Annotated in this window: 20 protein-coding genes and 2 tRNA genes; 14 read left to right on the forward strand and 8 right to left on the reverse strand. The window is 74.3% G+C overall.

What is annotated here, in order from left to right; genetic code table 11:
• Positions 1–22: 22 nt before the first annotated feature.
• Positions 23–95 (forward strand) — tRNA-His (locus ACFCY7_RS00260).
• Positions 96–151: 56 nt separating this feature from the next.
• Here ACFCY7_RS00260 and ACFCY7_RS00265 read toward each other — a convergent pair.
• On the reverse strand, positions 152–1,492 hold the full coding sequence (locus ACFCY7_RS00265; protein WP_376480185.1) for an endo-1,4-beta-xylanase: 1,341 nt from the start codon (positions 1,490–1,492) through the stop codon (positions 152–154).
• The gene (locus ACFCY7_RS00270; RefSeq protein WP_376480186.1) at positions 1,477–4,131 is read right to left on the reverse strand and encodes a cellulose binding domain-containing protein; all 2,655 of its coding nucleotides are present in this window, start codon (positions 4,129–4,131) and stop codon (positions 1,477–1,479) included. The genes ACFCY7_RS00265 and ACFCY7_RS00270 overlap by 16 nt, the downstream gene beginning before the upstream one ends.
• A gap of 190 nt (positions 4,132–4,321) precedes the next feature.
• On the opposite strand from ACFCY7_RS00270, the gene ACFCY7_RS00275 reads away from it, so the two are divergent.
• The 4 genes from ACFCY7_RS00275 to ACFCY7_RS00290 all read left to right on the forward strand — a co-directional run bounded on the left by ACFCY7_RS00275 (position 4,322) and on the right by ACFCY7_RS00290 (position 9,434).
• A complete protein-coding gene (locus ACFCY7_RS00275; RefSeq protein ID WP_376480187.1) occupies positions 4,322–5,674 on the forward strand; it encodes an extracellular solute-binding protein in 1,353 nt (450 codons plus the stop codon).
• A 5-nt stretch (positions 5,675–5,679) separates the two neighbouring features.
• Positions 5,680–6,771, forward strand: coding sequence for a carbohydrate ABC transporter permease (locus ACFCY7_RS00280; protein WP_376480188.1), 1,092 nt, complete (start codon positions 5,680–5,682; stop codon positions 6,769–6,771).
• Positions 6,768–7,592 (forward strand): carbohydrate ABC transporter permease, encoded by an 825-nt coding sequence (locus ACFCY7_RS00285; RefSeq protein ID WP_376480189.1) that lies wholly within the window; start codon positions 6,768–6,770, stop codon positions 7,590–7,592. Before ACFCY7_RS00280 ends, ACFCY7_RS00285 begins: the two co-directional genes overlap by 4 nt.
• Positions 7,593–7,787: 195 nt before the next feature.
• Complete coding sequence (locus ACFCY7_RS00290) at positions 7,788–9,434, forward strand: bifunctional aspartate transaminase/aspartate 4-decarboxylase (RefSeq protein ID WP_376480190.1); 1,647 nt, start codon at positions 7,788–7,790, stop codon at positions 9,432–9,434.
• A 108-nt stretch (positions 9,435–9,542) separates the two neighbouring features.
• Here ACFCY7_RS00290 and ACFCY7_RS00295 read toward each other — a convergent pair whose 3' ends face one another.
• From ACFCY7_RS00295 to ACFCY7_RS00305, 3 genes are all read right to left on the reverse strand, one after another.
• Complete coding sequence (locus ACFCY7_RS00295; RefSeq protein WP_376480191.1) at positions 9,543–11,048, reverse strand: cellulose binding domain-containing protein; 1,506 nt, start codon at positions 11,046–11,048, stop codon at positions 9,543–9,545.
• 166 nt (positions 11,049–11,214) lie between these two features.
• On the reverse strand, positions 11,215–12,621 hold the full coding sequence (locus ACFCY7_RS00300; RefSeq protein ID WP_376480192.1) for an ATP-binding protein: 1,407 nt from the start codon (positions 12,619–12,621) through the stop codon (positions 11,215–11,217).
• Entirely contained in the window at positions 12,618–13,319 is a 702-nt protein-coding gene (locus tag ACFCY7_RS00305) for a response regulator transcription factor (protein WP_017237144.1), read from the reverse strand. Before ACFCY7_RS00305 ends, ACFCY7_RS00300 begins: the two co-directional genes overlap by 4 nt.
• 87 nt (positions 13,320–13,406) lie before the next feature.
• Here ACFCY7_RS00305 and ACFCY7_RS00310 point away from each other — a divergent pair, with 87 nt between their 5' ends.
• Positions 13,407–13,991 carry a hypothetical protein gene (locus ACFCY7_RS00310; protein WP_376480193.1) on the forward strand — a complete coding sequence of 195 codons (585 nt, stop codon included), beginning with the start codon at positions 13,407–13,409 and terminating at the stop codon, positions 13,989–13,991.
• Between the two features lie 12 nt (positions 13,992–14,003).
• Here ACFCY7_RS00310 and ACFCY7_RS00315 read toward each other — a convergent pair whose 3' ends face one another.
• Both ACFCY7_RS00315 and ACFCY7_RS00320 read right to left on the reverse strand, forming a co-directional pair.
• The gene (locus ACFCY7_RS00315; protein ID WP_376480194.1) at positions 14,004–14,870 is read right to left on the reverse strand and encodes a spermidine synthase; all 867 of its coding nucleotides are present in this window, start codon (positions 14,868–14,870) and stop codon (positions 14,004–14,006) included.
• A gap of 60 nt (positions 14,871–14,930) precedes the next feature.
• Positions 14,931–15,374, reverse strand: coding sequence for a hypothetical protein (locus ACFCY7_RS00320; RefSeq protein WP_376480195.1), 444 nt, complete (start codon positions 15,372–15,374; stop codon positions 14,931–14,933).
• Between the two features lie 222 nt (positions 15,375–15,596).
• On the opposite strand from ACFCY7_RS00320, the gene ACFCY7_RS00325 reads away from it, so the two are divergent.
• Positions 15,597–16,883, forward strand: a complete 1,287-nt coding sequence (locus tag ACFCY7_RS00325; protein ID WP_376480196.1) for a tetratricopeptide repeat protein — start codon at positions 15,597–15,599, stop codon at positions 16,881–16,883.
• Between the two features lie 61 nt (positions 16,884–16,944).
• Here ACFCY7_RS00325 and ACFCY7_RS00330 read toward each other — a convergent pair whose 3' ends face one another.
• Positions 16,945–17,538 carry a histidine phosphatase family protein gene (locus ACFCY7_RS00330; RefSeq protein ID WP_376480197.1) on the reverse strand — a complete coding sequence of 198 codons (594 nt, stop codon included), beginning with the start codon at positions 17,536–17,538 and terminating at the stop codon, positions 16,945–16,947.
• 144 nt (positions 17,539–17,682) lie between these two features.
• Between ACFCY7_RS00330 and ACFCY7_RS00335 the strand changes: the two genes are divergently transcribed.
• The 7 genes from ACFCY7_RS00335 to ACFCY7_RS00365 all read left to right on the forward strand — a co-directional run bounded on the left by ACFCY7_RS00335 (position 17,683) and on the right by ACFCY7_RS00365 (position 23,935).
• The gene (locus tag ACFCY7_RS00335) at positions 17,683–18,519 is read left to right on the forward strand and encodes a phosphatase PAP2 family protein (RefSeq protein WP_376480198.1); all 837 of its coding nucleotides are present in this window, start codon (positions 17,683–17,685) and stop codon (positions 18,517–18,519) included.
• Positions 18,455–19,615, forward strand: a complete 1,161-nt coding sequence (locus ACFCY7_RS00340) for a hypothetical protein (protein WP_376480199.1) — start codon at positions 18,455–18,457, stop codon at positions 19,613–19,615. The genes ACFCY7_RS00335 and ACFCY7_RS00340 overlap by 65 nt, the downstream gene beginning before the upstream one ends.
• Positions 19,606–21,195, forward strand: coding sequence for a hypothetical protein (locus ACFCY7_RS00345; RefSeq protein ID WP_376480200.1), 1,590 nt, complete (start codon positions 19,606–19,608; stop codon positions 21,193–21,195). The genes ACFCY7_RS00340 and ACFCY7_RS00345 overlap by 10 nt, the downstream gene beginning before the upstream one ends.
• Complete coding sequence (locus ACFCY7_RS00350; protein WP_376480201.1) at positions 21,192–22,529, forward strand: AAA family ATPase; 1,338 nt, start codon at positions 21,192–21,194, stop codon at positions 22,527–22,529. The genes ACFCY7_RS00345 and ACFCY7_RS00350 overlap by 4 nt, the downstream gene beginning before the upstream one ends.
• 155 nt (positions 22,530–22,684) lie before the next feature.
• Entirely contained in the window at positions 22,685–23,047 is a 363-nt protein-coding gene (locus tag ACFCY7_RS00355) for a hypothetical protein (RefSeq protein ID WP_376480202.1), read from the forward strand.
• Positions 23,048–23,241: 194 nt separating this feature from the next.
• The gene (locus tag ACFCY7_RS00360; RefSeq protein WP_376480203.1) at positions 23,242–23,871 is read left to right on the forward strand and encodes a hypothetical protein; all 630 of its coding nucleotides are present in this window, start codon (positions 23,242–23,244) and stop codon (positions 23,869–23,871) included.
• A tRNA-Lys gene (locus ACFCY7_RS00365) sits at positions 23,862–23,935 on the forward strand. The genes ACFCY7_RS00360 and ACFCY7_RS00365 overlap by 10 nt, the downstream gene beginning before the upstream one ends.
• Positions 23,936–23,944 lie beyond the last annotated feature (9 nt).

Raw genomic sequence — 23,944 nt, forward strand, 5'->3', positions numbered from 1 at the left:
TTCGGGAAAACCGCCGGTCATGGTGGGTATAGCTCAGCTGGTAGAGCACCTGGTTGTGGTCCAGGATGTCGCGGGTTCGAGTCCCGTTACTCACCCTGAAGGCTCAGGCCCCGGTTCGGAAGAACCGGGGCCTGAGTCGTTTTCGTACGCCTTACGCGCAGGTGAGGGACGCCGGGGCCGGGTTGGTGCCCGTCCAGGCGCCGTTGAAGCCGAAGGCGGTCGAGCCGCCCGGGGCGATCGTCGCGTTGGAGGAGAGGTGGGTGGCCGTCACCTCCGCGCCGGTCTGGGCGACCGTGGCGTTCCAGGCCTGGGTGACCCGCTGCTCGGCGGGCTGGGTCCAGCGGACGGTCCAGCCGTTCAGCGGGGCCGTGCCGGTGTTGCGGACGGTGACCTGGGCCGTGAAGCCGCCCGTCCACTGGCTGGTGACCGCGTAGGTGACGGAGCACACACCGGGGTTCGGCGGGGTGACCGGGGCGAGGGCTCCGGCGATCCCGGCGTACGCGGGCTTGGGGGCGAGGTTCTCGTCGTACGGGGTCGCGGCGCCCTGGCCGGGGAAGAAGTCCGGGATCCAGGAGTCGGAGTCGGTGAAGCCCCAGACGGTGACCCCCGCGCAGCGGGTGACGGCGAGGCAGGAGCGGACGACGGCTGCGTAGTCGGCCTTCTGCCGGTCGAGCTGCGCGTCGGTCGCCGGCAGGGTCATGCGGATGTCCAGCTCGGTGATCGCCACGTCGACGCCCAGGTCGGCGAAGCGGCGCAGGTTGGTCTCCAGGGAGTCGGGGACCCGGCCGAGGACGAGGTGGGCCTGGAAGCCGACGCCGTCGATCGGGACGCCCTGTGCGAGGAGCCTCTTGACCAGGGCGTACATGCCGTCGCTCTTCGCACCGACGGCGTCGGTGGAGTAGTCGTTGAGGTACAGCTTCGCGGCCGGGTCCGCGGCCCGGGCGGCGCGGAAGGCGTCGGCGATGTAGGACTCGCCGAGGGTGGCGCCGAAGACCGACCGGCGGAGGGTGCCGTCGTCGTTCAGGGGTTCGTTGACGACGTCCCAGTGGTCGACGCGGCCCTTGTAGCGGCTCGCCTCGGCGGTGACGTGGTCGGTCATGAGGGTGCGGAGCCGGTCGGCGGTCCAGGTGCCGTCGGTGACCCAGGACGGCAGCTGGCTGTGCCAGACGAGGGTGTGGCCGCGCACCCGCTGGCCGTGGGCCTCGGCGAAGGCGACGACACGGTCGGCGCCGGTCCAGTCGAAGGTGCCCCGGGTGGGTTCGACGGAGCCCCACTTCATCTCGTTGCCGGGGGTGACCGAGCCGAACTGGGCCCCCGCGACGTCCGCGTACCCGCCGGTGAGCCTTCCGGAGGTGACGGCGGTGCCGAGGTAGACGCCGCGGGCCGCGGCGAGGTCCCGCAGCGGGGTGTCGGCGGCGGAGGCGGTGGTCGCGGGCAGGGCGGTGAGGGCGGCGGCCAGCAGGGCCGTCGCGGCGATCAGGCGACGGAGCACGTCGTACCTCCGAGCAGGAAGGCGGCGGGTACGGGGTTGGTGCCGGTCCAGCTGCCGGTGAAGCCGAAGGACGCGGAGGAGCCGACGGCGACGGAGCCGTTCCAGCCGGCGTTCCGGGCGGTGACGGCGGTGCCGGCCTGGGTCGGGGTGGCGTTCCACATCCCGCCGATCCGCTGGCCCGCGGGGTAGTCCCAGCCGAGCTGCCAGCCGGTCCAGGCGGTGGTGGAGGTGTTGGTCAGGGTGACGTCGGCCTGGAAGCCGCCCTGCCACTGGTTGGTGACCTTGTAGGCGACCTTGCAGGCGCCGGTGGGCGGGGTGCCGGGGTCGGTTCCGCCGCCGTCTCCGCCGCCGGTCTCGGTGGTGTCGCCGTAGAGGATGCCGCGCCCGTTGGTGGACACGTACACGCGGCCGTAGACCCGGGGGTCGCCGGTGATCGCGCCGCCGGTCCAGCCCCACTGGTGGGCGTCGTCGTTGACGCGGACCCAGCTCGCGCCGGCGTCGGTGGAGCGGAAGATCCCGCGGACGCCGCCGATCTTCGCGCTGCTGTAGAGGGCGGGGTAGGCGGCTCCCGGGGCGGCCTTGCCGAAGCCGACGGTGTCGGCCTGGTCGACGCCGGTGACCCGGGTGAAGGCGGTGCCGCCGTCGGTGGAGTGCCAGAGGCCGTACGTCGAGCCGGTGGATCCGCCGGCGAGCCAGATGTCGCCCTTCCGGCCGGGGACGGCCTTGAAGCGGGCGGGGCCCGTGGCGGGGAGCCCGGTGGCCTCGGCGGTGAAGGTCGCGCCGCCGTCGGTGCTGACGTAGAAGGTGCCGGCCTTGAAGCCGTAGAAGGTCAGCGGGTCGACGCGGTCGGACTCGACGGTCGCGCCGGCCGGGATGCCGGTGGAGGCGGTCCAGGCGCCCCCGGTGCCGGTGTGGACGCCGGTGCCGTCCGGGCTCCAGACGAACCGGGTGCCGTCGGCGGACGCGGCGACCGTGCCGCCGCCGGTGACGCCCGGGGGCTCCTGTCCCCCGCGCCAGGTGGTGCCGTTGTCGGTGGAGAAGGCGACGCGGGGTCCGCCGTCGAGGTGGCCGGCCCGTACGACCGTGTCCGGCGCGGCCTCGGCGAAGTCGACGCTGGTGGTGGAGGTGAAGTCGGGACCGGTGAACATCATCGAGGGGACCTTGGCGAGGTCCGTGTGCCGGAAGCCGCCGATGTCGCCGAGGGCGCTGAGGAGCGGGGCGCCGGAGGGCGGCGAGGCCAGGTCGAGGACGGCGGTCTCCTCCAGGCCCTGGACCATGGGCTTGATGGTGAAGGTGGCCCCGGTGTCCCACTTGCCGAGGTCGGTGGTGCCGTAGAGCGTGGCGCCGGTGCCGTACATCATGCGGTTCGAGTCGAAGGGGTCGATCTCCAGGGCCTCGGTCATCCATCCGAGCTTCGGCGACTGCTCGGGCGGGGCGGGGCTGGCGCCCCAGGTCAGCCAGGGCGAGGAGGAGACGTCCAGGGCGTAGCGGTTGGCGCGGTTCGGGTACGAGGTGTAGTCCCAGGCCCTGGTCCAGGTGGCGCCGCTGTCGGTGGAGCGGAAGATCTGGGTGTCGGGGTACCAGGAGCTGTAGCCGGAGACCATGACGGTGCCGGGGTGCTGCCGGTCGACGGTGAGGCCGCTGAAGCCGTAGGAGGTGTCGGCCTCGGCGGCGGGGCTGATGTCCTTCCACTCGCCGGTGGCGGTGGCGTACCGCCAGACCTGGCCCTTGCCGCCGTCGTACGGGCCCGCCTTGTCGCTGTACGCGAGGTAGAGGTGGCCGTTCGCCGCGTCGAGGACGCCCTTGTGGGCGAGGTACCCGGTGGGCTGGCCGGGGAGGCGGGTCCAGGTGGCGCCGGCGTCGGTGGAGCGGTAGACGGCGTTGTCCTTGTCGCCGACGCCGGCGTAGATCGTGCGGGTGGCGGTGCCGGCGGTGCCGGTGGACTCGTCGAAGGCGACCCAGACGACGCCCTGCTGGTCGGAGTTGTAGCCGCTGGTGTCGGTCGGGTCCTGCCGGTAGCTCCCCGGGTTGGTGAAGGAGGTGACCTTCGCCCAGGTGGCGCCGGAGTCGGTGGAGCGCCAGAGGCCGTTGCCGCTGGGCGTGCCGAGGTAGAGGACGCTGTTCTTGTGCGGGTCGATCGCGAGGCGTTCGCCCATGCCGCGGCCCGGCATGTTGCCGCCGAGCTTGAAGGGGAGGTCGGCGCGCTGCCAGGTGGCGCCGCGGTCGGCGGAGCGGAGGACGGCGCCGTTGCCGGGGTCCCAGTCGTTGGTGTAGGTGCCGACGGCCGCGTACACCCGGTTCGGGTCGACGCCGTCGGAGGCGAGGCCGACGACGCCGGTGTGGCCCCAGTGGTCCCAGTCGACGGAGTCGAGGAGCGGGGTCCAGGTGGCGGTGGACTGGTTCCAGCGGTAGGCGCCGCCGATGTCGGTGCGGGCGTAGACGAGGTTCTTCTCGGTCCGGTTGAAGACGATGCCGGGGACGAAGCCGCCGCCGTCGATCCGGACGTTCTTCCAGTGGTACGAGGTGTTCGTGGTGGCCGTTTCGAGGGGTGCCGGTGCCGCTGTGACGCCGGGTGCGGCCGCTGTGAGGAGGCCGGCGGTGAGGGCGAGCCCTGCCAGGAGGTGGCGTGTTCTGCGCATGGGTGTCCTGTCGAAGATTGAATGGGAGCGCTCCCACTATTGAGTCGCCGTCAGAACACGGTCAAGGTCCGTACGTCGTCGAAGACGTTCGACGACCGTCGGCCGAACGGGTGAGCGGGAGCGGCGAGTTACGCCTTCCCGGCGAGCTGCCCCCGGCCGCGCGGAAGGCGCCGCACTACGGTCGGGCGCCATGGGGTGGAGACGGATCCGGGACCGGAAGCGGACGCGCGGCGGGGCGTACGGACTCGCCCTCGCCCTCCTGCTCGGCCTGGCGCCCTCCGCCGGCTGCGCGACCGACCCCGCCGAACCGCGCCCGGCGGGCGCCCGCGGCCCGGTCGACGGCCGCGGGCGGCCGGTCACCCTCACCGTCGGCGTGTTCGGCACCTTCGGCTTCCAGGAGGCCGGCCTCTACGACGCGTACATGCGGCTCCGCCCCGACGTCGCCGTCCGGCAGACCTCGCTCACCCGCAACGACGTCTACTACCCGCAGCTGCTCACCCATCTCACCGCGGGCTCCGGCCTCGCCGACGTCCAGGCCGTCGAGGTCGGCAACATCGCCGAGGTCCTCGACACCCAGGCGGACCGGCTCGACGAGCTGGGCACCGCCCCCGGCGTCGACCGGCGGGCGTTCCTGCCGTGGAAGTGGGCGCAGGGCACCACCCGCGACGGCCGCACCCTCGCGCTCGGCACCGACATCGGGCCGCAGGCCGTCTGCTACCGCAAGGACCTCTTCGCCCGGGCCGGACTGCCCACCGAGCGGGGCGCGGTCGGGCGGCTGTGGGCCGGGGACTGGCGCAAGTACCTGGCGGCGGGCGTCCGCTACCGCGAGCGGGCGCCGGAGGGCACGGCCTTCACCGACTCCGCGTCCGGGGTCCTCGCGGCGGTCACCGGCGGGGTGTCCCCGCGCTTCTACGACGAGCGGGGCGAACTGATCGTGGCGGAGAACCCCGCCGTACGCGCGGCCTGGAACCTCGCCGCCGCGTTCGCCCGGCAGGGACTGACCGCTCGGCTCCAGCAGTTCACCCCCGGCTGGGACCAGGCCTTCGCCAACGGGGCGTTCGCCACCATCGCCTGCCCCGCCTGGATGCTCGGCTACATCGAGGACAAGGCGGGCCCGGCCGGGCGCGGCCGGTGGGACGTCGCCCCGGCACCCCGGCCGGGCAGCTGGGGCGGCTCCTTCCTCGTCGTGCCGTCCGCCGGGCGGCAGCGCGCCGAGGCGGCCCGGCTCGCCGCCTGGCTGACCGCACCCGCCCAGCAGGCGACGCTCTTCGCACGGCGCGGCAGCTTCCCGAGCGCCTCGGCCGCGTACACCCTCCCGGCCGTCGCGGACGCCCGCCACCCGTACTTCGGCGACGCCCCGGTCGGCGCGATCTTCGCCGGAGCCGCGCTGGGCGTCCCCCGGGCCCCCATCGGCCCGAAGGACGCCCTGGTCTGGCAGGCGCTGGCCGACGTCGGGATGCTCCAGGTCGACCAGACGGGCCGGTCGCCCGATTCCGCGTGGCGGGCGGCGATGAAGGCGATCGACAACGCGCTGGACCGGTGAGCGGGATGCCGGTGACGAGGACCGCGGCGGGCTCCGCGCACGGGCCCGGCCCGCACGGCCGGGCCGCCGGAGCCCGCCGTCCGCAGCGCCGTTCCGCGCCCCGGCGCACGCGGACGGGATCGCGGTGGACCCCGTACGTGCTCGTCGCTCCGTTCTTCGTGTTCTTCGCCGCCTTCGGGGTGTTCCCGCTGGCCGCCACCGCCTGGGCGTCGCTGTACCGGATGGAGCTGACCGCGCCGGACGAGCGGGAGTGGGCGGGGCTGCACAACTACGCGCGCCTGGCCGGCGACGAGTTCTTCTGGAACGCGCTGGCGAACACGGTGACCATCGGGGTCCTCGCCACCGTCCCCCAGCTGCTGCTCGCGCTCGGCGTGGCGCACCTGCTCGACGTGCGGTTGCGGGGCCGGGGCGTGTTCCGGGTGGTGGCGCTCGCCCCGTACGCGACGTCGGTGGCGGCGGCGACCCTGGTGTTCGCGCTGTTCTTCGGCCGGGACCACGGGATGGCCAACTGGGCGCTCGGGCTGGTCGGTCTCGACCCGGTCGACTGGCAGAACGGCCCGTGGGCGTCGAAGTTCGCGGTGGCGTCGATCGTGATCTGGCGCTGGACCGGCTACAACGCGCTGATCTACCTGGCGGCGATGCAGACGGTCCCGCCCGAGCTGTACGAGGCGGCGTCGCTGGACGGGGCCTCGCGCCTGCGCCAGTTCCTGCACGTGACGCTGCCGGGGCTGCGGCCGGCGCTCGCCTTCACGGTGCTGGTGTCGACGATCGGCGCGATGCAGCTCTTCGGCGAGCCGCTGCTGTTCGGCAGCGGGGGCGGGGCGACGGGCGGCGCGGACCACCAGTTCCAGACGCTGGGCCTCTACCTGTACGAGCAGGGCTGGGTGAACCTCCATCTGGGGCGGGCCGCCGCCATCGCCTGGACCATGCTGCTCGTCCTGGTCGTACTGTTCGGCGCGGTCCGGCTGCTGCGGGCGGGCCTCGCGCGCCGGGAGTCCGGTCGACGGGGGGCCGTGCGCCGGGGGTCCGGTCATCGGGAGTCCGTGCGCCGGGGTTCCGGTCGCCGGGGGTCCGTGCGCCGGGGGTGGTCGCGATGAGGACGGTGCGGGCCGGCTGGGGTACGTACACCCTCCTCGCGCTGTTCACGGCCGTCTCCCTCTTCCCGCTGGTGTGGACGGCGGTCGCGGCCTCGCGGACCAACACCCGGCTCGCGGCCACCCCGCCGCCCTTCCGGTTCGGTCGGAACCTGCCGCGGAACGTGGAGATCGCCTGGACCGACGCCCGGCTCGGCGAGGCGCTGGCGAACACCGCCGTGGTGGCCGGGGCGGTCGCGGCCGGCACCGTGCTGTTCTCCACCCTCGCCGGTTTCGCCTTCGCCAAGCTGCGGTTCCGCCTCCGGGGCACGCTGCTCCTGCTCGTGGGCGCCACGATGCTGATCCCGCCCCAGCTGGGGGTGGTCCCGCTCTACCTGCTCATCGCGCGGCTCCGCTGGACGGACGAGCTCCAGGCGGTGGTCCTGCCGTCGCTCGTGTCGGCCTTCGGCGTCTTCTTCATGCGCCAGCACCTGCTGCGGGCCCTGCCGTCGGAGCTCCTGGAGGCGGCGCGGATGGACGGCGCGGGAACGGTCCGGACGGTGTGGCACGTGGTGCTGCCGGCGGCGCGCCCGGCGATGGCGGTGCTCGGGATGCTGTCGTTCGTGGCGGCCTGGAACGACTTCTTCTGGCCGGTGCTCGCGCTGACGCAGACCGGGAACCCGACGGTGCAGGTGGCGCTCACGGGCCTGGGGCGCGGGGCGGTCCCCGACCAGTCGGTGGTGATGGCGGGGGCGCTGCTGGGGACGCTGCCGCTGCTCGTGGTCCTCGCGTTGTTCGGGCGGCACATCGTGGGCGGGGTGATGCGGGGCGCGGTGAAGGGCTGAGCTGCGCGCACGCCTCCGATCGGACCGGTCCGAAATCGTTCACTCGTACGGCGCGGCAATGGTCCACCACGGTCGGCGCGCCCTGTTAACTTCCCCCTTGTGTCCGTGATCTTCACGTTTCGTCCGCCTTGGGTCGCGTGAGGGTGGACGGAAGTTCCGCGCGACCACCCCGAACCGGCTCACCAAGGACCCGCCGTGCCCAAGACCACGTTCACCCGCCAGGAGATCCAGTCCTTCGCGCAGCTCTCACCGTTCGAGCTGAAGGACAGGTTCATCCGGATCGCGCAGGCCGCGCAGGCCGACAGGCCCGGTCAGAAGGGGAAGTCGCAGACGCAGATGCTCAACGCGGGCCGCGGCAACCCGAACTGGATCGCCACCGGCCCCCGCGAGGCGTTCTTCACGCTCGGCCACTTCGCGCTCTCCGAGTCGCGCCGGGTGTGGACTGCGGACGACCTCGGCGGCATGCCCGAGCTCGCCGGCTCCGGCGCCCGCTTCGACGCCTTCGTGCGGCGGCACCCGGACCTGCCCGGCATCGAACTCCTGCGGGACTGCGTCGAGTACGCGATCCGACGCTTCGGCTTCGACAAGGACGCCTTCGTGCACGAGCTGACCGACAGCTCGATCGGCGACAACTACCCCGTGCCGGACCGGATCCTGGCCCACACCGAGCAGATCGTGCGCGGCTACGTCCACGACGAGTTGTTCGACAAGCGCCCGCCCGCCGGCCCGCTGTCGCTCTTCGCGACCGAGGGCGGCACGGCCGCCATGTGCTACGTCTTCGACTCCCTGGTCAAGAACGGAGTCCTGAGGAAGGGCGACAGGATCGCCCTGATGGTGCCGGTCTTCACCCCGTACATCGAGATCCCCGAGCTCGACACGTACGCGTTCGACGTCGTCACCGTCCACGCGAGCCTCTTCGCGGAGACGGGCGTGCGCGAGTGGCGCTACCCGACCGAGGAGGTCGCCAAGCTGGCCGACCCGTCGGTGAGGCTGGTCTGCGTCGTCAACCCGTCCAACCCGCCGTCGCTCGCGCTCAGCCGCCGGGTCACCGACCAGATCAAGGACATCGTCGCCGGCCCGAACCCGAACCTGCTGATCGTCACGGACGACGTCTACGGCACCTTCGTGGAGGGTTTCCGCTCGCTCGCCGCCGACCTGCCGCGCAACACGCTGCTGGTGTACTCGTACTCCAAGCACTTCGGCTGCACCGGCCACCGGCTCGGCGTCATCGGCCTCCACGACGACAACGTGGTCGACGGGATGATCGCGGACCTGCCGCAGACCGAGAAGGACCGGCTGAACAGGCGGTACGGGTCCCTCAGCCTGGAGCCGGAGAAGATCCGGTTCATCGACCGCCTGGTGGCCGACTCCCGGCAGGTCGCCCTCCACCACACCGCCGGGCTCTCACTGCCCCAGCAGGTGATGATGTCGCTCTTCTCCCTCTTCGCCATGCTGGAGGAGGGCCGGGCCTACAAGGAGAAGATCCGGGAGATCGTGCGCCGGCGCCTCGGCCTGCTCCTCGAAGGCGCCCGGATGAAGATCGCCGACGACCCGGAGCGGGCCGCGTACTACATCGAGCTCGACCTGCTCGCGGAGGCCGAGCGGGTGCACGGGAAGGACTTCGCGGACTTCCTGGAGAAGAGCTACGAGCCCGTCGACCCGCTGTTCCGCCTGGCCGAGCAGACCGGCGTCGTCCTCCTCAACGGCGGCGGTTTCGACGGCCCCGAGTGGTCGGTGCGCGTCTCGCTCGCCAACCTGGACGACCTCGACTACCTGAAGATCGGCCACCACCTGCGGGCGATCTTCCACGACTACGCCGAGGAGTGGAAGGCCAGGCCCTAGCGGAGGGCGGGAAGGGGTGCGCGCCCCGGTCGGGGGTGGGGTGGCTCCGACCGGGGCGCGCGGTGTGGGGGGGTGTGGGGGTGTGGGGGCTCGGGAGGGGTGAGGGGGCTACTTGTACGCGGCGAAGGCCTTGGTGAAGGCCAGGGGCTGCTGGAGGATCGACGAGCAGGTGGCGTCGGCGTAGTTCACGGCGCCGGCCGCGCACTGCTTGTCGCGGGTGGAGGACCACATCGAGAGCCAGCCGATGCCCTTGGACTTCGCGAAGTCGACGAGCTGGGTGGCGTCGTCGACCTTGAAGACCTCGCTGGCGACGTCGTTGACGCCGATCATCGGGGTGACGGCGACGGCCTTCCAGGCGGCCGCGTCGGAGAGCCCGAGGACGCCCTTGACCTGGGCCTGGGTCGCCGTCGCGGCCTGGATCGCGTACGTGCCCATGTCGGCGCTGTACGCCGGCCCGTAGTCCATCGCCATGATGTTGACGGCGTCGACGCGGACGCCGTTGCGCTTCGCGTCGGCGAGCAGGTCCACGCCCGGCTGGGTCAGGCCCTCGGGCATGACCGGCAGCGTGAAGGACACGTTCAGACCCGGGTGCGTCTTCTGGAGCTGGGCTATCGCCTGGGAGCGGCGGGTGTTGGCGGCGGTGTCCGGCAGGGCCGCGCCCTCGATGTCGAAGTCGACCTTGGTCAGCTTGTACTGGTCGACGACCTTGCCGTACGCGGCGGCGAGCGCCGAGGAGGTCGAGCAGTTCAGGGCCAGCTCGTGGCCGGCGGCGCCGCCGAAGGAGACGCGGACGTCACCGCCCTTGGCGCGCAGGGCGCCGATCTGGGCCGCGACCTTGTCGTTCGCCAGGTCCGTGACCCCGCCCCACAGCGGGGCGCAGGCGCCGCCGGAGGTGATGAAGGCGAGGTTGAACTCCTTCACGCCGGTGGCGTCGGCGGTCGCGAGCAGGTCGTACGCCGGGTAGAGCGAGGTGTCGACGTACGGGGCGTACTTCGCGGCTCCGGCGGGTGCCCCCGTCGAGGTCGCGGTGGGCGTGGGGGTGGGGGTCGCCGTGGCGGTCGCGGTGGGCTTCGGGCTCGCGGTGGCGGTCGGCGTGGGCTTCACGGTGGCGGTCGCCGAGGGGGTGGCGGTCGCGGTGGGCTGCTCGGTGGGGCGGCCGCTGGGGGTGGGGGCGGGGCCGCCGGCCGAGCAGGCGGCCTTGTCGATGAGGCAGTTCGCCGGGTCGCCGGCCTCGCCCGCGGCGGCCGTGACGAAGCCGACGGTGACGGACTGGCCGGGCGCCAGCTGCCGGTTCCAGCTCGCGGGCGTCACGGTGACGTGCCGGCCGGAGACGGTGTGCTCGCCGTTCCAGAGGGAGCCGATGGTCGTGCCGGCCGGGAGGTCGAACTCCAGGGTCCAGCCGGTCCGGACGGCGGACGTCTCGTTGGTGATGACGTACTGGCCGGTGTAGCCGCCGGTCCAGGAGCTGGTCCTGGTGTACGCGGCGCCGACGGCCGCGGCCTGGGCGGTGCCGGTGAGGGCGAGGACGGCGCCGCCGACGACGGCCGCCGCGACGGCCGCGCCGACGACCTTGGTCCTGGTGGTCGCCCTGCGCCGGTGCGAACTCGTACCCATCGCGTGCCTGCCTCTGCGTGCCGGGGGTGGTGGTGGGGTGCGGCAGCACGCTAGCGACTGGAAACCGGACAAAAGGGCTTCCGGGGGCGCCGGTTGGGATTCTTACGCTCCGCTTAAGGAAGGCATCGGAACCAGGAAAGGTTCGGCGCCGGGAACACCGTCCCGGTCAGCCGTCGACGGCCCGCCGGGTCCCCGTTCCGCCGCGCCTGCGCCGGGCCGGGCGGTGTCCGCGCCGGCCGGCCTCGGCACCGCGGCGGCCGTCGAGGCCGATCCAGACGCGGACCTCGGTGCCGCCGAGCACCGAGTGCCCGATGCGGACGTCGCCGCCGGTGGCCTCGGCCATCCGCCGCACGATGTCGAGGCCGAGGCCCGTGGAGCCGGCCCGGGCGCCGCTGTTGCCGCGGGCCAGGGCGGCGGCCGGGTCGGCGATGCCGGGACCGGCGTCGGAGACCAGGACGATGACGGCGTCGTCGCCGTTGTGGACGTCGATGGAGAAGGCGGTGGCCTCGGGGGTGTGGCGGAAGACGTTGCCGAGCAGGGCGTCGAGCGCGGCGACGAGTTCGGGGCGGGCGACCGGGATGCGGACCGGGCGCTCGACGCCCGCGACCCGTACCCGGCGGCCCTCGTCCTCGGCCAGCGCCGACCAGAACTCCATCCGCTCCCGGACCACTTCGGCGGCGTCGCAGCCGGCGCCGGGCCCGGTCGCCTGGGTCTGCGGCTTCGCCTCCCGGGCGGTGCGGATGATGATGTCGACCTCCCGCTCCAGCTGCTCGACGGCGGCGCGGGTCTGCTCGGCGGCCGGACCCGAGCCGAGCGAGGCGGCGTTGAGCCGGAGCACGGTCAGCGGGGTGCGGAGCCGGTGGGAGAGGTCGGCGGCCAGTTCGCGTTCGTTGGCGAGGAGCTGGACGACCTGGTCGGCCATCGAGTTGAAGGCGACGGCCGCCGACTTGAGCTCCGGCGGCCCCTCCTCGGGCACCCGGGCGCCGAGCCGCCCCTCGCCCAGGTCGTGGGCGGCGCCCGCGAGCCGCTGGGCGGGCTGGACCATGCGGACGCCGAGGCGGTCGGCGACGGCGACGGAGCCCACGATCAGGGCGATGCCGACCCCGGCCAGGACCAGCCAGGCGGTGGCGACCCCGTTGGTCACCTCGCCCTCGGGGACGAAGAGTTCGACGACGGCGACCTGGCCGCTGCTGAGCGCGGTGGGCTGGAGCAGCGCGAAGCCGCCCGGCACCTCGGCGATGGAGGCCCGGCCGAGGCTGCGGGTCGCGTCGAGCTCCTCCGCGTCGGCCCGCCGGGTGCCGATCTCGACGGGCGTCCCGCCGGGTTCCGCGGCGGGCACGTGGATGGCGAGCCGTCCGACGGACCCGTCCTCGGTGGTGGCGACGGCCTTGTCGAGCTCGTCGCGGTCGGTGGTGATCGCGAGGACCGGGGCGAGCCCGGCGGCCCGCCGCTCGGCGTTGGAGAACGCCCGGTCGCGGGCCATCTCCTTCACGACGAGCCCGAGGGGTACGGCGAAGGCGACGACGACCATCACGGTGACGGCCAGGGACACCTTGACGAGCGCCCATCTCACGGCTGCGGCTCCCGGGGCGGCTCCAGCTTCACGCCCACCCCGCGCAGGGTGTGCAGATAGCGGGGCCGGGCGGCCGTTTCACCCAGTTTCCGCCGCAGCCATGACAAATGTACGTCGATGGTCTGGTCGTCCCCGTACGACTGCTGCCACACCTCGGCGAGCAGCTCCTTGCGCGGCACGACCACACCGGGCCGCCCCGCGAGGAAGGCCAGCAGGTCGAACTCGCGCCGGGTCAGGTCCAACGGCGCCCCGTCCAGCTCCGCCTGACGGCGCAGCGGGTCGACGGTGAGCCCGCCGACCCGGATCGCCCGCGACGGCGGGAGGTCCCCCGCCGAGGACCGCGCCCGGCGCAGGACGGCCGCCATCCGGGCGGACAGGTGGTCGACCGAGAAGGGCTTCACCAGGTAGTCGTCCGCGCCGGCGTGGAGGAGCCGCACGATCTCCGCCTCGTCGTCCCGGGCCGTCGCGATGATCACCGGCACGTCGGTGATCCCGCGCAGCATCTTGAGCGCCTCGGACCCGTCGAGATCGGGCAGACCGAGGTCCAGGATCACGACGTCGAAGCGGAAATGGGCGACCTCGCGCAGCGCCTCAAGGGCCGTGCCGACGCTCCGTACCGTGTGGGAGGCCTCGGTCAGCTGCCGAATGAGGGCGGAGCGCACGAACTGGTCGTCCTCGACCACGAGCACACTTGCCATGGGGCGCACCGTACGCCATTCGGGGGAACCCGAGAGCAATCTCCACCCCCCGGTACGGCCCCCGGCCGGGTGGTGCACTATGTCCCGGTGCGAAGAGGACTCGTTCACGCCCTGGCCTGGTCGCTCGCCACCGGCGCGGCGGTCACCCTGTCCTGGTGGGGAGTGCACACCGTGCTGTCCGGCACCGTCTACGACCCCCCGCGCGCGCTGCCCCTGCCGGCCGGCGCCAGCGTCGGAACGGCCGCCTCCGGCAGCGACCCGCTGGCCTCGTCGAGCCGCGGCCCCGAGTCGGCCGAGCCCTCCGCCCCGGCCGCCCCCAAGGCCACCCCGACCGCGAACCGCACGACCGCCGCCACCCCGTCGTCGCGCCCGCCCCGCGACCCGCGGCCCAGCTCGGCGGCGGTTCCCACCACGTCCGCCCCGGGCGCCGGCTCCGACTTCGGGTCCGGGGTGAAGAGCTATCCGGTCGACGGCGGCCGGGTCACCTTCGACCTCGGGGAGACCTCGGCCGAGCTGGTCTCGGCGACGCCCGCCTCCGGCTGGCAGATGCAGGTGTGGAAGCAGCCGACGTGGATCCGGGTCACCTTCACCAAGGACGGCCGCGAACTGTCGGTCTTCTGCCTCTGGCACGACAGCGCGCCCCGCGTCGAGATCGAGGACCGGGCCACCTGAGACCCGGCCGGCTCAGCGGAAGACGGACGCCGGCGGTACGGGCGAGGGCTTGGCGCTCGCGTCGGTGACCGGCACCGCTCCCCCGGCGAAGTCGGCGAGCGCCCGCCCGTGCTCCACCCGGCCCGGGTGCGGATCGGTGGCGACCCGGCGGGTCAGCTCGGCCACCGGGAGCCGCGTGTCCGAGGCGAGCAGCACCGCGTTGCCGAAGCGGCGGCCGCGCAGGACCGTCGGGTCGGCGGTCAGCGCGAGCTCGGGGAAGACGACGGCGGCCGTGGCGATCTGGCCGCGCAGATGGGTCAGCGGCGGGCCGTCCGCCAGGTTCGCCGCGTAGAAGCCGCCGGGCCGCAGCACCCGCCGCACCTCGGCGAGGAACTCCGTGCTGGTCAGATGGGCCGGGGTGCGGGCCCCGCTGAACACGTCGGCGATGACGAGGTCGGCCCAGCCGTCCTGGACCTTCGCGAGGCCGGCCCGGGCGTCGGTCGAGCGGACCCGGATGCGGGCTCCCGCGTCGAGCGGCAGCTCCCGGCGGACCAGCTGGACCAGGGGCCCGTCGAGCTCCACGATCTGCTGCGTGGAGCGGGGCCGGGTCGCGGCGACGTACCGGGCGAGGGTGAAGGCGCCGCCGCCGAGGTGCACGACCTGGAGCGGCCGGTTCGGCGGGGCGGCGAGGTCGGCGATGTGCCCGAGGCGCCGCTGGTACTCGAAGGCGAGGTGGGCCGGGTCGTCCAGGTCGACGTGCGACTGCGGGGCGCCGTCGATGAGCAGCGTCCAGCCTCGCGGGCGCTCCCGGTCGGGTATGAGTTCGGCGAGTCCGCCGTCGACGGTCTCGACGACGGGGACGGCCGCCGCCGCCCGGTCACGCTGCTTGTTCCTGGCCACGGCCCCATTATCGGCGCACTCGGGACGGACCCGCCCGAGATGGGGCCGGGGGCGGGCCGGTCAGCGGCAGCCGTCGGCCGCCTCGATGAGCCGGGCCGCCTCGCCGAGCGCCTCGCGCAGGACGACCGGGTCGGTGACGGGGTCGGTGTCGCCCGGGGGCAGCAGCCAGCCGGCCGGCCGGGGCGTGTCACCGGCGGGCTCGGGCAGCTCCGGCAGCTCGGGAAGGCGCAGGCCGCGTCCCGAGGTCCGCGTACAGGCGCTGCCCGGCATGTCCCAGGCGGCGGCGGTGCCGGGCGGCACCAGGAAGCCCAGGGTGTCGCAGGTCCCGTCGTGCACGACGGGGCCGACGGCGGGGGCGCTGCCGCGCCGCAGGATGTCGACGGCCTCCAGGCCCTGCCGGACCGGCACGGTGACCAGGTCCCAGGGTTCGGCGGCGGGCTGGGAGGCGTCGCCGTCCGGGGCGGATGCGTGCCGCGTGGCCGACTGCGAACCGATCTCCGACATGGGACCCCTCCTCGCTCCTGAGGAGACACGTGCCGTCTCTCCTTTACGGTTCAACGCCCGTCCGCGTCAACGGCTACGGCGCCATGCCGCCGCAAAGGATGGCAGTTCATGGCAGATCGCAGGCGAGATATCCGATTTGTAGCCAAACTCAGCGTACGCATCCGGTCACAGCAGGTACGTTCTTGCCGCCGGACACCCGGCAGCACCAGGAGAGGGCTCGCCATGGCGACGTCACGGGCAGTTCCCAATCTCGCCTTCCGCCGGCTTCGCGGACAGCACTCGCCGGCGGAGTTCGCGGCGGTGGTCCGCCGGGCGGCGCGGGAGATCGGCGAACAGGTCGCGTGCGACGCCCGCTACATCGGGCGCGTGGAGGCGGGCGAGATCCGCTGCCCCAACTACGCGTACGAGCGGGTCTTCCTGCACATGTTCCCCGGACTCGGCCTGGCCGACCTGGGGTTCTCCGCGCGGGAGACGGTGCGCGGCCGGCGGCAGGCCGTCCCGGCCGGGGCAGCGCCTCCCGCCACCATCACCACCCGGAACGATGAGGAGAGCGACGTGCTGCGTCGCGCATTCATGACGAGCGGCTCCGCCACCCTGGCGGCCGCCTCGCTGGGACTCGGCGGCCCCGCCGTCGCGATCCCCGCCCCCCGCGGCACCCACCGGATCGGCGAGACCGAGGTGCGGGCCGTCGAGGACGCCGTACGGCAGATCCGCCTGCTCGACGACCGGCACGGCGCCGACGGGCTCTACAGGGTCGCCGCCCAGCCGCTGCGCACCGCGTACGCGCTGCTCGACACCGGCACCATGACCCGCCGCTCCACCGAGGACCGGCTGCACGCGGGCGCGGGAGAGCTCTCCCTCTCGGTCGGCTGGCTGGCCCACGACTCGGGCCGGCACGACGACGCGCGCTCGCACTACGCCGAGGCGCTGGCCACCGCGCGCGTGGCGGGGAACGCGGCCCTGGAGGCGCACGCCTTCTGCAACACGTCGTTCCTGGCCCGGGACACCGGCCGCTACCGCGAGGCGGTACGGGCGGCGCAGGCCGGGCTCCGGGCGGCCCAACCGCTCGACTCGGCCCGGCTGCTGTCGCTGCTGTCGCTGCGGGAGGCGGGCGCGTGGGCCGGGCTCGGCGACCGCTCGGCCTGCGAGCAGGCCCTCGGCCGCGCCCACGGCCACTTCGACCGGGGCCCGGCCGACGGCGACCCCGAGTGGATGTCCTTCTTCGGCGAGCCGGAGCGGGAGGCGCTGGAGGCGCAGTGCTGGTCGGCGCTCGGCGAGTGGGGCCGGGCGGCTCGCCACGCCCACCGGGCCACGGTCCTGCAGAACCCGCACTTCGCCCGGAACCTCGCGCTCTACCGCGCCCACCTCGCCAACGACCTGGCGCACGCCGGGCGCCCGGACGAGGCCGCCGTGGAGGCGAGGCGGGTGGCAGACTCCCTCGAAGGCATCGCCTCGGCCCGCATCCGCGGCCTGCTCGCCGACACCGACCGGGTCATCGGATCGCGCTGAGGCCCCGTGCCGGTGTCCGGGCCGTCCGGTACGGCGGCCCGCTGCGGGCCGCCGGCTCCGGCTACTCCAGGTGGCCGGTGTCGTTCCATCGCTCGATCGCGGGGTCGCCGTACGCCCAGCCGAGGACCGAGAGGCTCGTCGGGTCGAGGCGGATGCGGGCCGCGAACGACACGTCCTCGCCGAGCCAGCGGGCCCCGATCGAGCGCAGGATGTGGCCGTGCGCGAAGACCAGGACGTCCCGGTCGGCCGAGCGGGCCCAGTTCACGATCTCGTCGGCACGGTCCGAGAGCTGCGCGAGGGTCTCGCCCTCGGGGACGCCGTCGCGCCAGATGAACCAGCCGGGCTGGACGGCCTGGATCTCGGGTGGGGTCATCCCCTCGTACGCCCCGTAGTCCCACTCCATGAGCGCGTCCCACGGCTCGGCCCGCTCGCCGAAGCCGGCCAGCTCGCAGGTCTCGGCGGCCCGCACCAGCGGGCTGGTGCGGATCTCCACGCCGGGCAGCCCCTGCCAGGGCCCGCGGTGCAGGCGCTCGCCGAGCAGCTTCGCGCCGCGCCGCCCCTCGTCGAGCAGCGGGATGTCGGTCCTGCCGGTGTGCCGGCCGAGAAGTGACCACTCGGTCTGGCCGTGCCGGGCGAGCAGGATGCGCGGTGCCATGGGAAGGACGCTCCAGGGGTTCACGGTGCGGGGACGTGCCTCTCCCATCATCGCCCAACCGAATTCGCGGTGACGTCCGGGCAACCCCCCGGCGGCGTCCGGCGTCCCTCCCCCGGGGCGGACACAGTTGGGGGGGACCGATCCATGCGCAAGCCACGGTGGTGGGCCGAGCTGTCGCTGCTGGCCGTCGTCTACGCGGCGTACACGGGCGGGCGGCTCCTCGTGCGCGGCGACGAGGCGACGGCCGTGGAGCACGGGCTCGCGATCCTGAGGGCGGAGGAGGCGCTCGGGATCGACGCCGAGCACCCGCTGAACCGGCTGTTCACGGACGTCCCGGCGCTGGGGATCCCGGCGGACTTCGCGTACGCCTCCCTGCACTACCTGGTGACCCCGGCGATCCTCGTGTGGCTGTTCCGGCGCCGCCCCGCGCACTACCGGGCCGCCCGCACCTGGCTGATGGCCTCCACCCTGCTCGGCCTGGTCGGCTTCACCCTGCTGCCGACCTGCCCGCCCCGGCTGCTCGACCCGGCGTACGGCTTCACCGACACGATGGCGCACTTCAGCGCGTACGGCTGGTGGGGCGGCGAGGCCAGCGCGCCGCGCGGACTCGGCGGGATGACGAACCAGTACGCGGCGATGCCCAGCCTGCACGTGGGATGGGCGCTGTGGTGCGGGGTGATGCTCTGGCGGTACGGGCGGACGCCGCTGACGAAGGCCCTCGGCGTCGCGTATCCGCTGGTCACCGCGCTGGTCGTGATGGGGACCGCCAATCACTACCTGCTCGACGCGGTCGCCGGGGTGGCCGTCATGGGCGCCGGGCTGCTCCTCGCCCCCTCCCTGCTCCGGGCCGCCGGGCGGTGGCGCGGGGAACCGGAAGCTCCCCCGGTTGTCAGTGGCGGATGGGAGACTTCCGCGGGTGAGCGCATCCCCGGACAGCGGTCCGTCCCTACCGCCGCAGACGACACGCACGCTGCTCGCTGAGCTGCGCGGACCGACCGTCGTCCCGCGCCCGCTGGACGCGCGGGCCCTCGCGGCGCTGGCCGCCAACCCCGGCTGCCGGCGACGGGCCCTGCTCGACGGCGCCGGGGTCGACAAGTCCGCCCTGGCCGCGAAGCTCGGCTCCCCGGCCCCCTTCGGCCAGTCCCAGTTCGCGATCGTCCGCGGCAACTCCTTCGAGGCGAAGGTGAAGGCGGACGGCGGCCGCGAGCTGCTGCGCCTGATCGGCGCCGACGAGCCGGACGGGGTCTCCGTGCCCGATCTGGCGGCGGCGGGACCGGAGGGCCGGACGGCCCGCACGGCGCTGGCGCTGCGGGAGGCGACCGGTTCCGGCGGCTGGACCCTGCTCGACCATCCGCTGCTCGCCCTGGAGGTGGCGGGCTCGCCGGTGTACCTGGAGCCGGACGCCGTGGTGGTCCGCCCCGACGGCGGGTGGACGGTCGTGGAGATCAAGTCGTTCCCGATGATCGACGGTTCCGCCGACGCCGCGAAGGTGGGCGCGGCGGCCCGGCAGGCCGCGGTCTACGTGCTCGCGCTCGAACGGGTGGCGGCCCGCACCGAGGGCGCGCGGGTCGCGCACTCGGTGGTCCTCGTCTGCCCGAAGGACTTCTCGAACGTGCCGACGGCTTCGGTCGTCGACGTGCGCAAGCAGCGGTCGGTCACCCGGCGCCAGCTGGACCGGCTGACCCGGATCGACGAGATCGCGGGCGCCCTCCCCGAGGGCGTCAGCTTCGACGTGGTGGAGCGCTCGCCCGAGGAGCTCGCGCGGTCCGTGGAGTGCGTGCCCCACCAGTACGCGCCGGAGTGCCTGGCCGCCTGCGAGCTGGCCTTCCACTGCCGGTCCCGGGCCCGGGAGGCCGACGCGGTGGAGACCCTGGGCCGTTCGGTACGGGCCGAGCTCGGCGGCCTGACGACGGTCGGCGCGGTCCTCGCGGCGGCGCGCGGCGAGCAGGGCGACCCGCGGGACCCGGCGGTGGCGGCGCTGCGCCGGGCGCGGGCGCTGCGCGAGGAGGCGCTGTCGACGGCCGGGACCCCCGGCCGGGAGTCCCTGACCGGAACGGGGGACCCGGCATGTCGCTGATCTCCATGCTGGCCCGGATGGAGGCCGTCGAGTCGGGCCGGGCGCAGCCGCTGGCGACCGTACGGCACCGGCGGCTCGCGGAGCGGCCGCTCGTGCTCGTGCCGCTGACGACGGCCGGTGAGGCGGGCGCGCCGCTGGGGGCGCTGGTCGGCACCGATCCCGAGGAGCCGCGGCTCCTGGTGGTGCCCCAGCCCCGGGACCGGGACCTGCGGTTCGCGTTCCTCGCCGACCTGGCGGAGGAGGTCCTGCCGTACGTCGACTCGTTCACGGGCGCCGTCGAGGCGGTGGAGCGGAACGAGGTGGACGCGGAGACCGGCAGGAAGGTGAAGGTCGCGGTCGAGCTGTGCGCGGACGCGCCGCAGCTGATCGTGCCGAGCCGGGCGGGTGTGGAGTACGTGCGCCTGCTCGGCCGGTCGACGCGGTTCCGGCGGACGGCCGAGCAGGATCCGGAGACGCCGTTCCCCGCGCCGCCGCGGGTGCCGCTGCTCGGGCGCTGGCTGACGCACTTCGGCGAGCGGGCCCGGGTGCCCGGCTCCTCGCTGCTGCTCGCGGCGACCGACCTGCTCAACCGGCACTGGGCGACCGGCCAGTCGTCCCTGGAGGACCAGCACCTGGGCGCGCTGCTCGCCTGGATCGATCCGTACGACGGGGAGCCGGGCGCCGAGGCGGCGCTGCGGGCCGAGGTGGGCCGGGACTCCCAGGGGCAGCTGCTGTGCCCGCCGGCCGGTCCCGCCACCGACCCGGCCTTCGACAACCGGCTCCTCGCGCCCGCGATCGAGCGGTACGACCGGGCCCGGCAGGCGGTGGGCGCGGCCGAGGACGGCGAGGCGGCCGACGCGGGGCTGGGCGAACTGCACGCGGCCGAGCGGGAGCTGCGCCGGCTGGTCGTCTCGCAGCTGAAGCCGACCTGGGACGCGGTGTGGCGGGCGATCGGGCTGCTGCGGGAGCTGCCGGAGGGGGCCAGGGTCGAGGACCGCTGGACCCGGGACCGCTGGTCGTTCACCGCCCACCGCGACCGGGTCGCCGCGGGCGAGCCGCCGCAGCCGCGCCGGGACGACGCCGTGACGGCGGCCTCGAAGCTGGCCGCCCGCGAGCAGGCGCAGGGGCAGCTGGAGGCGCAGGAGGCGCTGGACGACCCGCTGGTGCTGGCCGGACGGCGGCTCGCGGGCGAGGCGTTCACCGCCGAGGTGGTCGAGGTGACGATGGCCTGGACGGAGTCGAAGCGGCCCGCGCCGCGCCCGCTCGTCACGGTCCGCACGGACGACCGGCCGCACCTGGGCGAGAAGACGAGGGTGTTCCGCTCGCTCGGCGGGAAGCCGCAGGCGGCGGAGTTCGTGGGGTACGAGGAGGACGGCTCGCTGCTGCTCCGGGTGCTGGACCGGATGGGCCGGTCGAGGGAGCCGGCGGAGGGTTCGGTGCCGGAGAAGGGCGAGCGGATCGCCTGGACGCTGTTCGAGCACGAGCAGCGGGTCGGTCCGAAGCTGCCCGATCCGGAGGAGACCCCCTGGACGCACGGCGGTCCGCCCCGGACGGACGCCGTGGAGCTGCCCGACGCCGTGACCCCCGAGGACGTGCTGTGAGCGTGACCGTGTTCGATCCCTCCGCCGAGGCCGGCCGTGCGACGGCCGGCATCCTCGCGGACACCCTGCACGGCTCGTCGCGCGGTGTCGTCGTCGACTCCCCGCCGGGCGCGGGGAAGTCGACCCTGGTGGTGCGCGCGGCCCTCGAACTGGCCGCCGCTGGCCGCCCCCTGATGGTGGTGGCGCAGACGAACGCGCAGGTGGACGACCTGGTGCTGCGGCTCGCGGCGAAGGAGCCCGACCTGGAGGTGGGTCGGCTGCACTCCAGCGACAGCGACCCGTACGACAAGGCGCTCGACGCCCTGGACAACGTGCGGAAGGCGGCGAAGGCGAGTGAGCTGGCCGGGCTGCCGGTGGTCCTCTCCACCTCGGCCAAGTGGGCGCACGTGAAGAACGTCGAGCCGTGGGCGCACGCGATCGTCGACGAGGCGTACCAGATGCGCTCGGACGCGCTGCTCGCGGTGGCGGGGCTGTTCGAGCGGGCGCTGTTCGTCGGCGACCCGGGGCAGCTCGACCCGTTCTCGGTGGTGGGCGCGGAGCAGTGGGCGGGGCTTTCGTACGACCCGTCGGCGAGCGCGGTCTCCACGCTCCTGGCGCACAATCCGGAGCTGCCGCAGCACCGGCTGCCGGTGTCGTGGCGGCTGCCGGCCTCGGCGGCGCCGCTGGTCTCGGACGCCTTCTACCCGTTCACGCCGTTCCGCAGCGGCACCGGGCCCGGGGACCGCTCGCTCTCGTTCTCGGTGCCGTCGGACGGCTCGGGTCCCGACCGGGTCCTCGACGAGGCGGCCGAGTCGGGTTGGGGGCTGCTCGAACTGCCGGCCCGGCACACCCCGCGGACCGACCCCGAGGCGGTCGGCGCGGTCGCGCTCGTGGTGCGCCGGCTGCTCGACCGGGGCGGGACCGCGGTCTCGGAGCAGTCGGAGCATCCGGTTCCGCTGACGCCGGACCGGGTCGCGGTCGGCACCGCCCACCGCGACCAGGCGGCGGCGGTCCGGGCCGCGCTCGCGGAGCTCGGCGTCACCGGGGTGACGGTGGACACCGCGAACCGGCTCCAGGGGCGCGAGTACGACGTGACGGTCGTCCTCCATCCGCTGTCCGGCCGCCCGGACGCGACCGCCTTCCATCTGGAGACGGGCCGGCTGTGCGTCCTCGCCTCCCGGCACCGGCACGCCTGCGTGGTGGTCTGCCGGGCGGGCGTGGCCGAACTCCTCGACGAGCACCCGTCGACGGAGCCGGTCCAGCTGGGCGCGGCGGTGTCGTTCCCCGACGGCTGGGAGGCGAACCACGCGGTCCTCTCCCACCTGGCGGAGCACCGGGTGACCTGGACGCCGTGAGCCCGGCCCGGCCGGCAAACCTCCCCGCGTCCCCGAACCGGGGCTCGGGAGGAGAGCGGGGGCGTGGGGGACGAGGTTCGCGCCCTTGCGGCACGCGGGACAATGGAAAGCGGCCCGGGATTCCGGGCCGTGCCTGTGCGAGGAGGAGAAGGACGATGGCGGAACCCGCGGAGCGGAGCGGACAGCGGCGGCTTCGGCCGGCCCCGCTGGTCTTCGAGCCTGCCGAGGCGACCGCCGATCCGGAGCATTTCTTCGACCTGGAGTCGATAGAGGATCCGCGGGAGCTCCTCGCCCGCGCGACCGAGCTGACGCTCGCGTTCCGGGCGGCCACGGACCGGGCGACCGAGTTCCAGGCCATCGCCGCCGCCCAGCTCGCGGACCCGCGCCGGTTCGACCGGCTGACGGCCGCGGCCGTCGCCGAGCGGGCCCAGTGGACCGAGGACTACGCGGTGAAGATGATCGAGTTCGGCCGCGACCTGATCCGGACGAACGGCCGGCCCGCGGAGGAGCAGGCCTGACGGGCCGGGCTTCGGGGGGCGTGTGCGGGCGGTGAGGCGCCCGGCACGAGCCTGCGCGCCCTGCCCGGAGCATCTGCGCCCCGAGTGCGCCCCCTGGCATATGCGGAGCGCACGATACTCCTCGCCGGACCCTCCTGTCCGAGAATCCGTGAACCCTCGGAAACCGGTCGGTTACGGCCGGTAGACCTGGACGCATGACGACCTGGCTGCGCGACGAGACCCCGCACGACATCTTCCGGTTCCTCCGGGAGGGTGACGAGGGACGGCACCAGACGGCCCGGGTGACCGCCGACGGGGCCGCGTGGCTCGCCTCGGCCGCCGGCGGGCACGGGACCGCGCTCACCCGCTGGGAGGCCCGGCCGGCCTCGCCCGCGGCGCTGCCCTGCGGGTCGGTCTTCGACGTCGTCAACGTGGACCCGGTCTTCGGGCGCCGGATGCTGGACCGGCTGTGGGAGGAGGGCCCCGGCTCGGGGCCGGTCGCGATGCACCGGGGCCGGATGATGCTGTTCGCCGCGCCGGGGACGGCGCAGCGGCTGCCGGCCCTGCTCGACTGGGAGGAGTGGGGGGAGGCGGTCCCCCGGCCGCTCTGCCACGGCGTCGGGGACGCGGTGACCGTGCCGCCGCTCGTGCCCTCCGCCGACACCGCCGGGCCCCGCTGGCTGGTCGCCCCCGACACCCGGCACCCGTGGCTGCCGGGCCCCGAGGTCGTGCTGTGGGCCTGCGTGCGGGCCGTCCGGGCGGCTTCCGCCGCCGACGTGCGGGTATCGATTTTTCCTCCCGCCGATCCGGATGCTAATGTCTACGACGTCAGCAGGCGCCGCTAGCTCAGTTGGTTAGAGCAGCTGACTCTTAATCAGCGGGTCCGGGGTTCGAGTCCCTGGCGGCGCACCGACGGAA

It is taken from the genome of Streptomyces sp. NPDC056361 (genome assembly GCF_042262805.1).
Classification (GTDB): Bacteria; Actinomycetota; Actinomycetes; order Streptomycetales; family Streptomycetaceae; genus Streptomyces.

Bases quoted from the DNA above. Each gene is read 5' to 3' on its own strand.
- ACFCY7_RS00320 (WP_376480195.1), bottom strand. From the start codon at position 15,374: ATGTCGGAGATCGGTTCGCAGTCGGCCACGCGGCACGCATCCGCCCCG.
- ACFCY7_RS00295 (WP_376480191.1), bottom strand. From the start codon at position 11,048: ATGGGTACGAGTTCGCACCGGCGCAGGGCGACCACCAGGACCAAGGTC.
- ACFCY7_RS00275 (WP_376480187.1), top strand. From the start codon at position 4,322: ATGGGGTGGAGACGGATCCGGGACCGGAAGCGGACGCGCGGCGGGGCG.
- ACFCY7_RS00280 (WP_376480188.1), top strand. From the start codon at position 5,680: ATGCCGGTGACGAGGACCGCGGCGGGCTCCGCGCACGGGCCCGGCCCG.
- ACFCY7_RS00325 (WP_376480196.1), top strand. From the start codon at position 15,597: ATGGCGACGTCACGGGCAGTTCCCAATCTCGCCTTCCGCCGGCTTCGC.
- ACFCY7_RS00335 (WP_376480198.1), top strand. From the start codon at position 17,683: ATGCGCAAGCCACGGTGGTGGGCCGAGCTGTCGCTGCTGGCCGTCGTC.
- ACFCY7_RS00360 (WP_376480203.1), top strand. From the start codon at position 23,242: ATGACGACCTGGCTGCGCGACGAGACCCCGCACGACATCTTCCGGTTC.
- ACFCY7_RS00330 (WP_376480197.1), bottom strand. From the start codon at position 17,538: ATGGCACCGCGCATCCTGCTCGCCCGGCACGGCCAGACCGAGTGGTCA.
- ACFCY7_RS00285 (WP_376480189.1), top strand. From the start codon at position 6,768: ATGAGGACGGTGCGGGCCGGCTGGGGTACGTACACCCTCCTCGCGCTG.
- ACFCY7_RS00305 (WP_017237144.1), bottom strand. From the start codon at position 13,319: ATGGCAAGTGTGCTCGTGGTCGAGGACGACCAGTTCGTGCGCTCCGCC.
- ACFCY7_RS00355 (WP_376480202.1), top strand. From the start codon at position 22,685: ATGGCGGAACCCGCGGAGCGGAGCGGACAGCGGCGGCTTCGGCCGGCC.
- ACFCY7_RS00345 (WP_376480200.1), top strand. From the start codon at position 19,606: ATGTCGCTGATCTCCATGCTGGCCCGGATGGAGGCCGTCGAGTCGGGC.
- ACFCY7_RS00270 (WP_376480186.1), bottom strand. From the start codon at position 4,131: ATGCGCAGAACACGCCACCTCCTGGCAGGGCTCGCCCTCACCGCCGGC.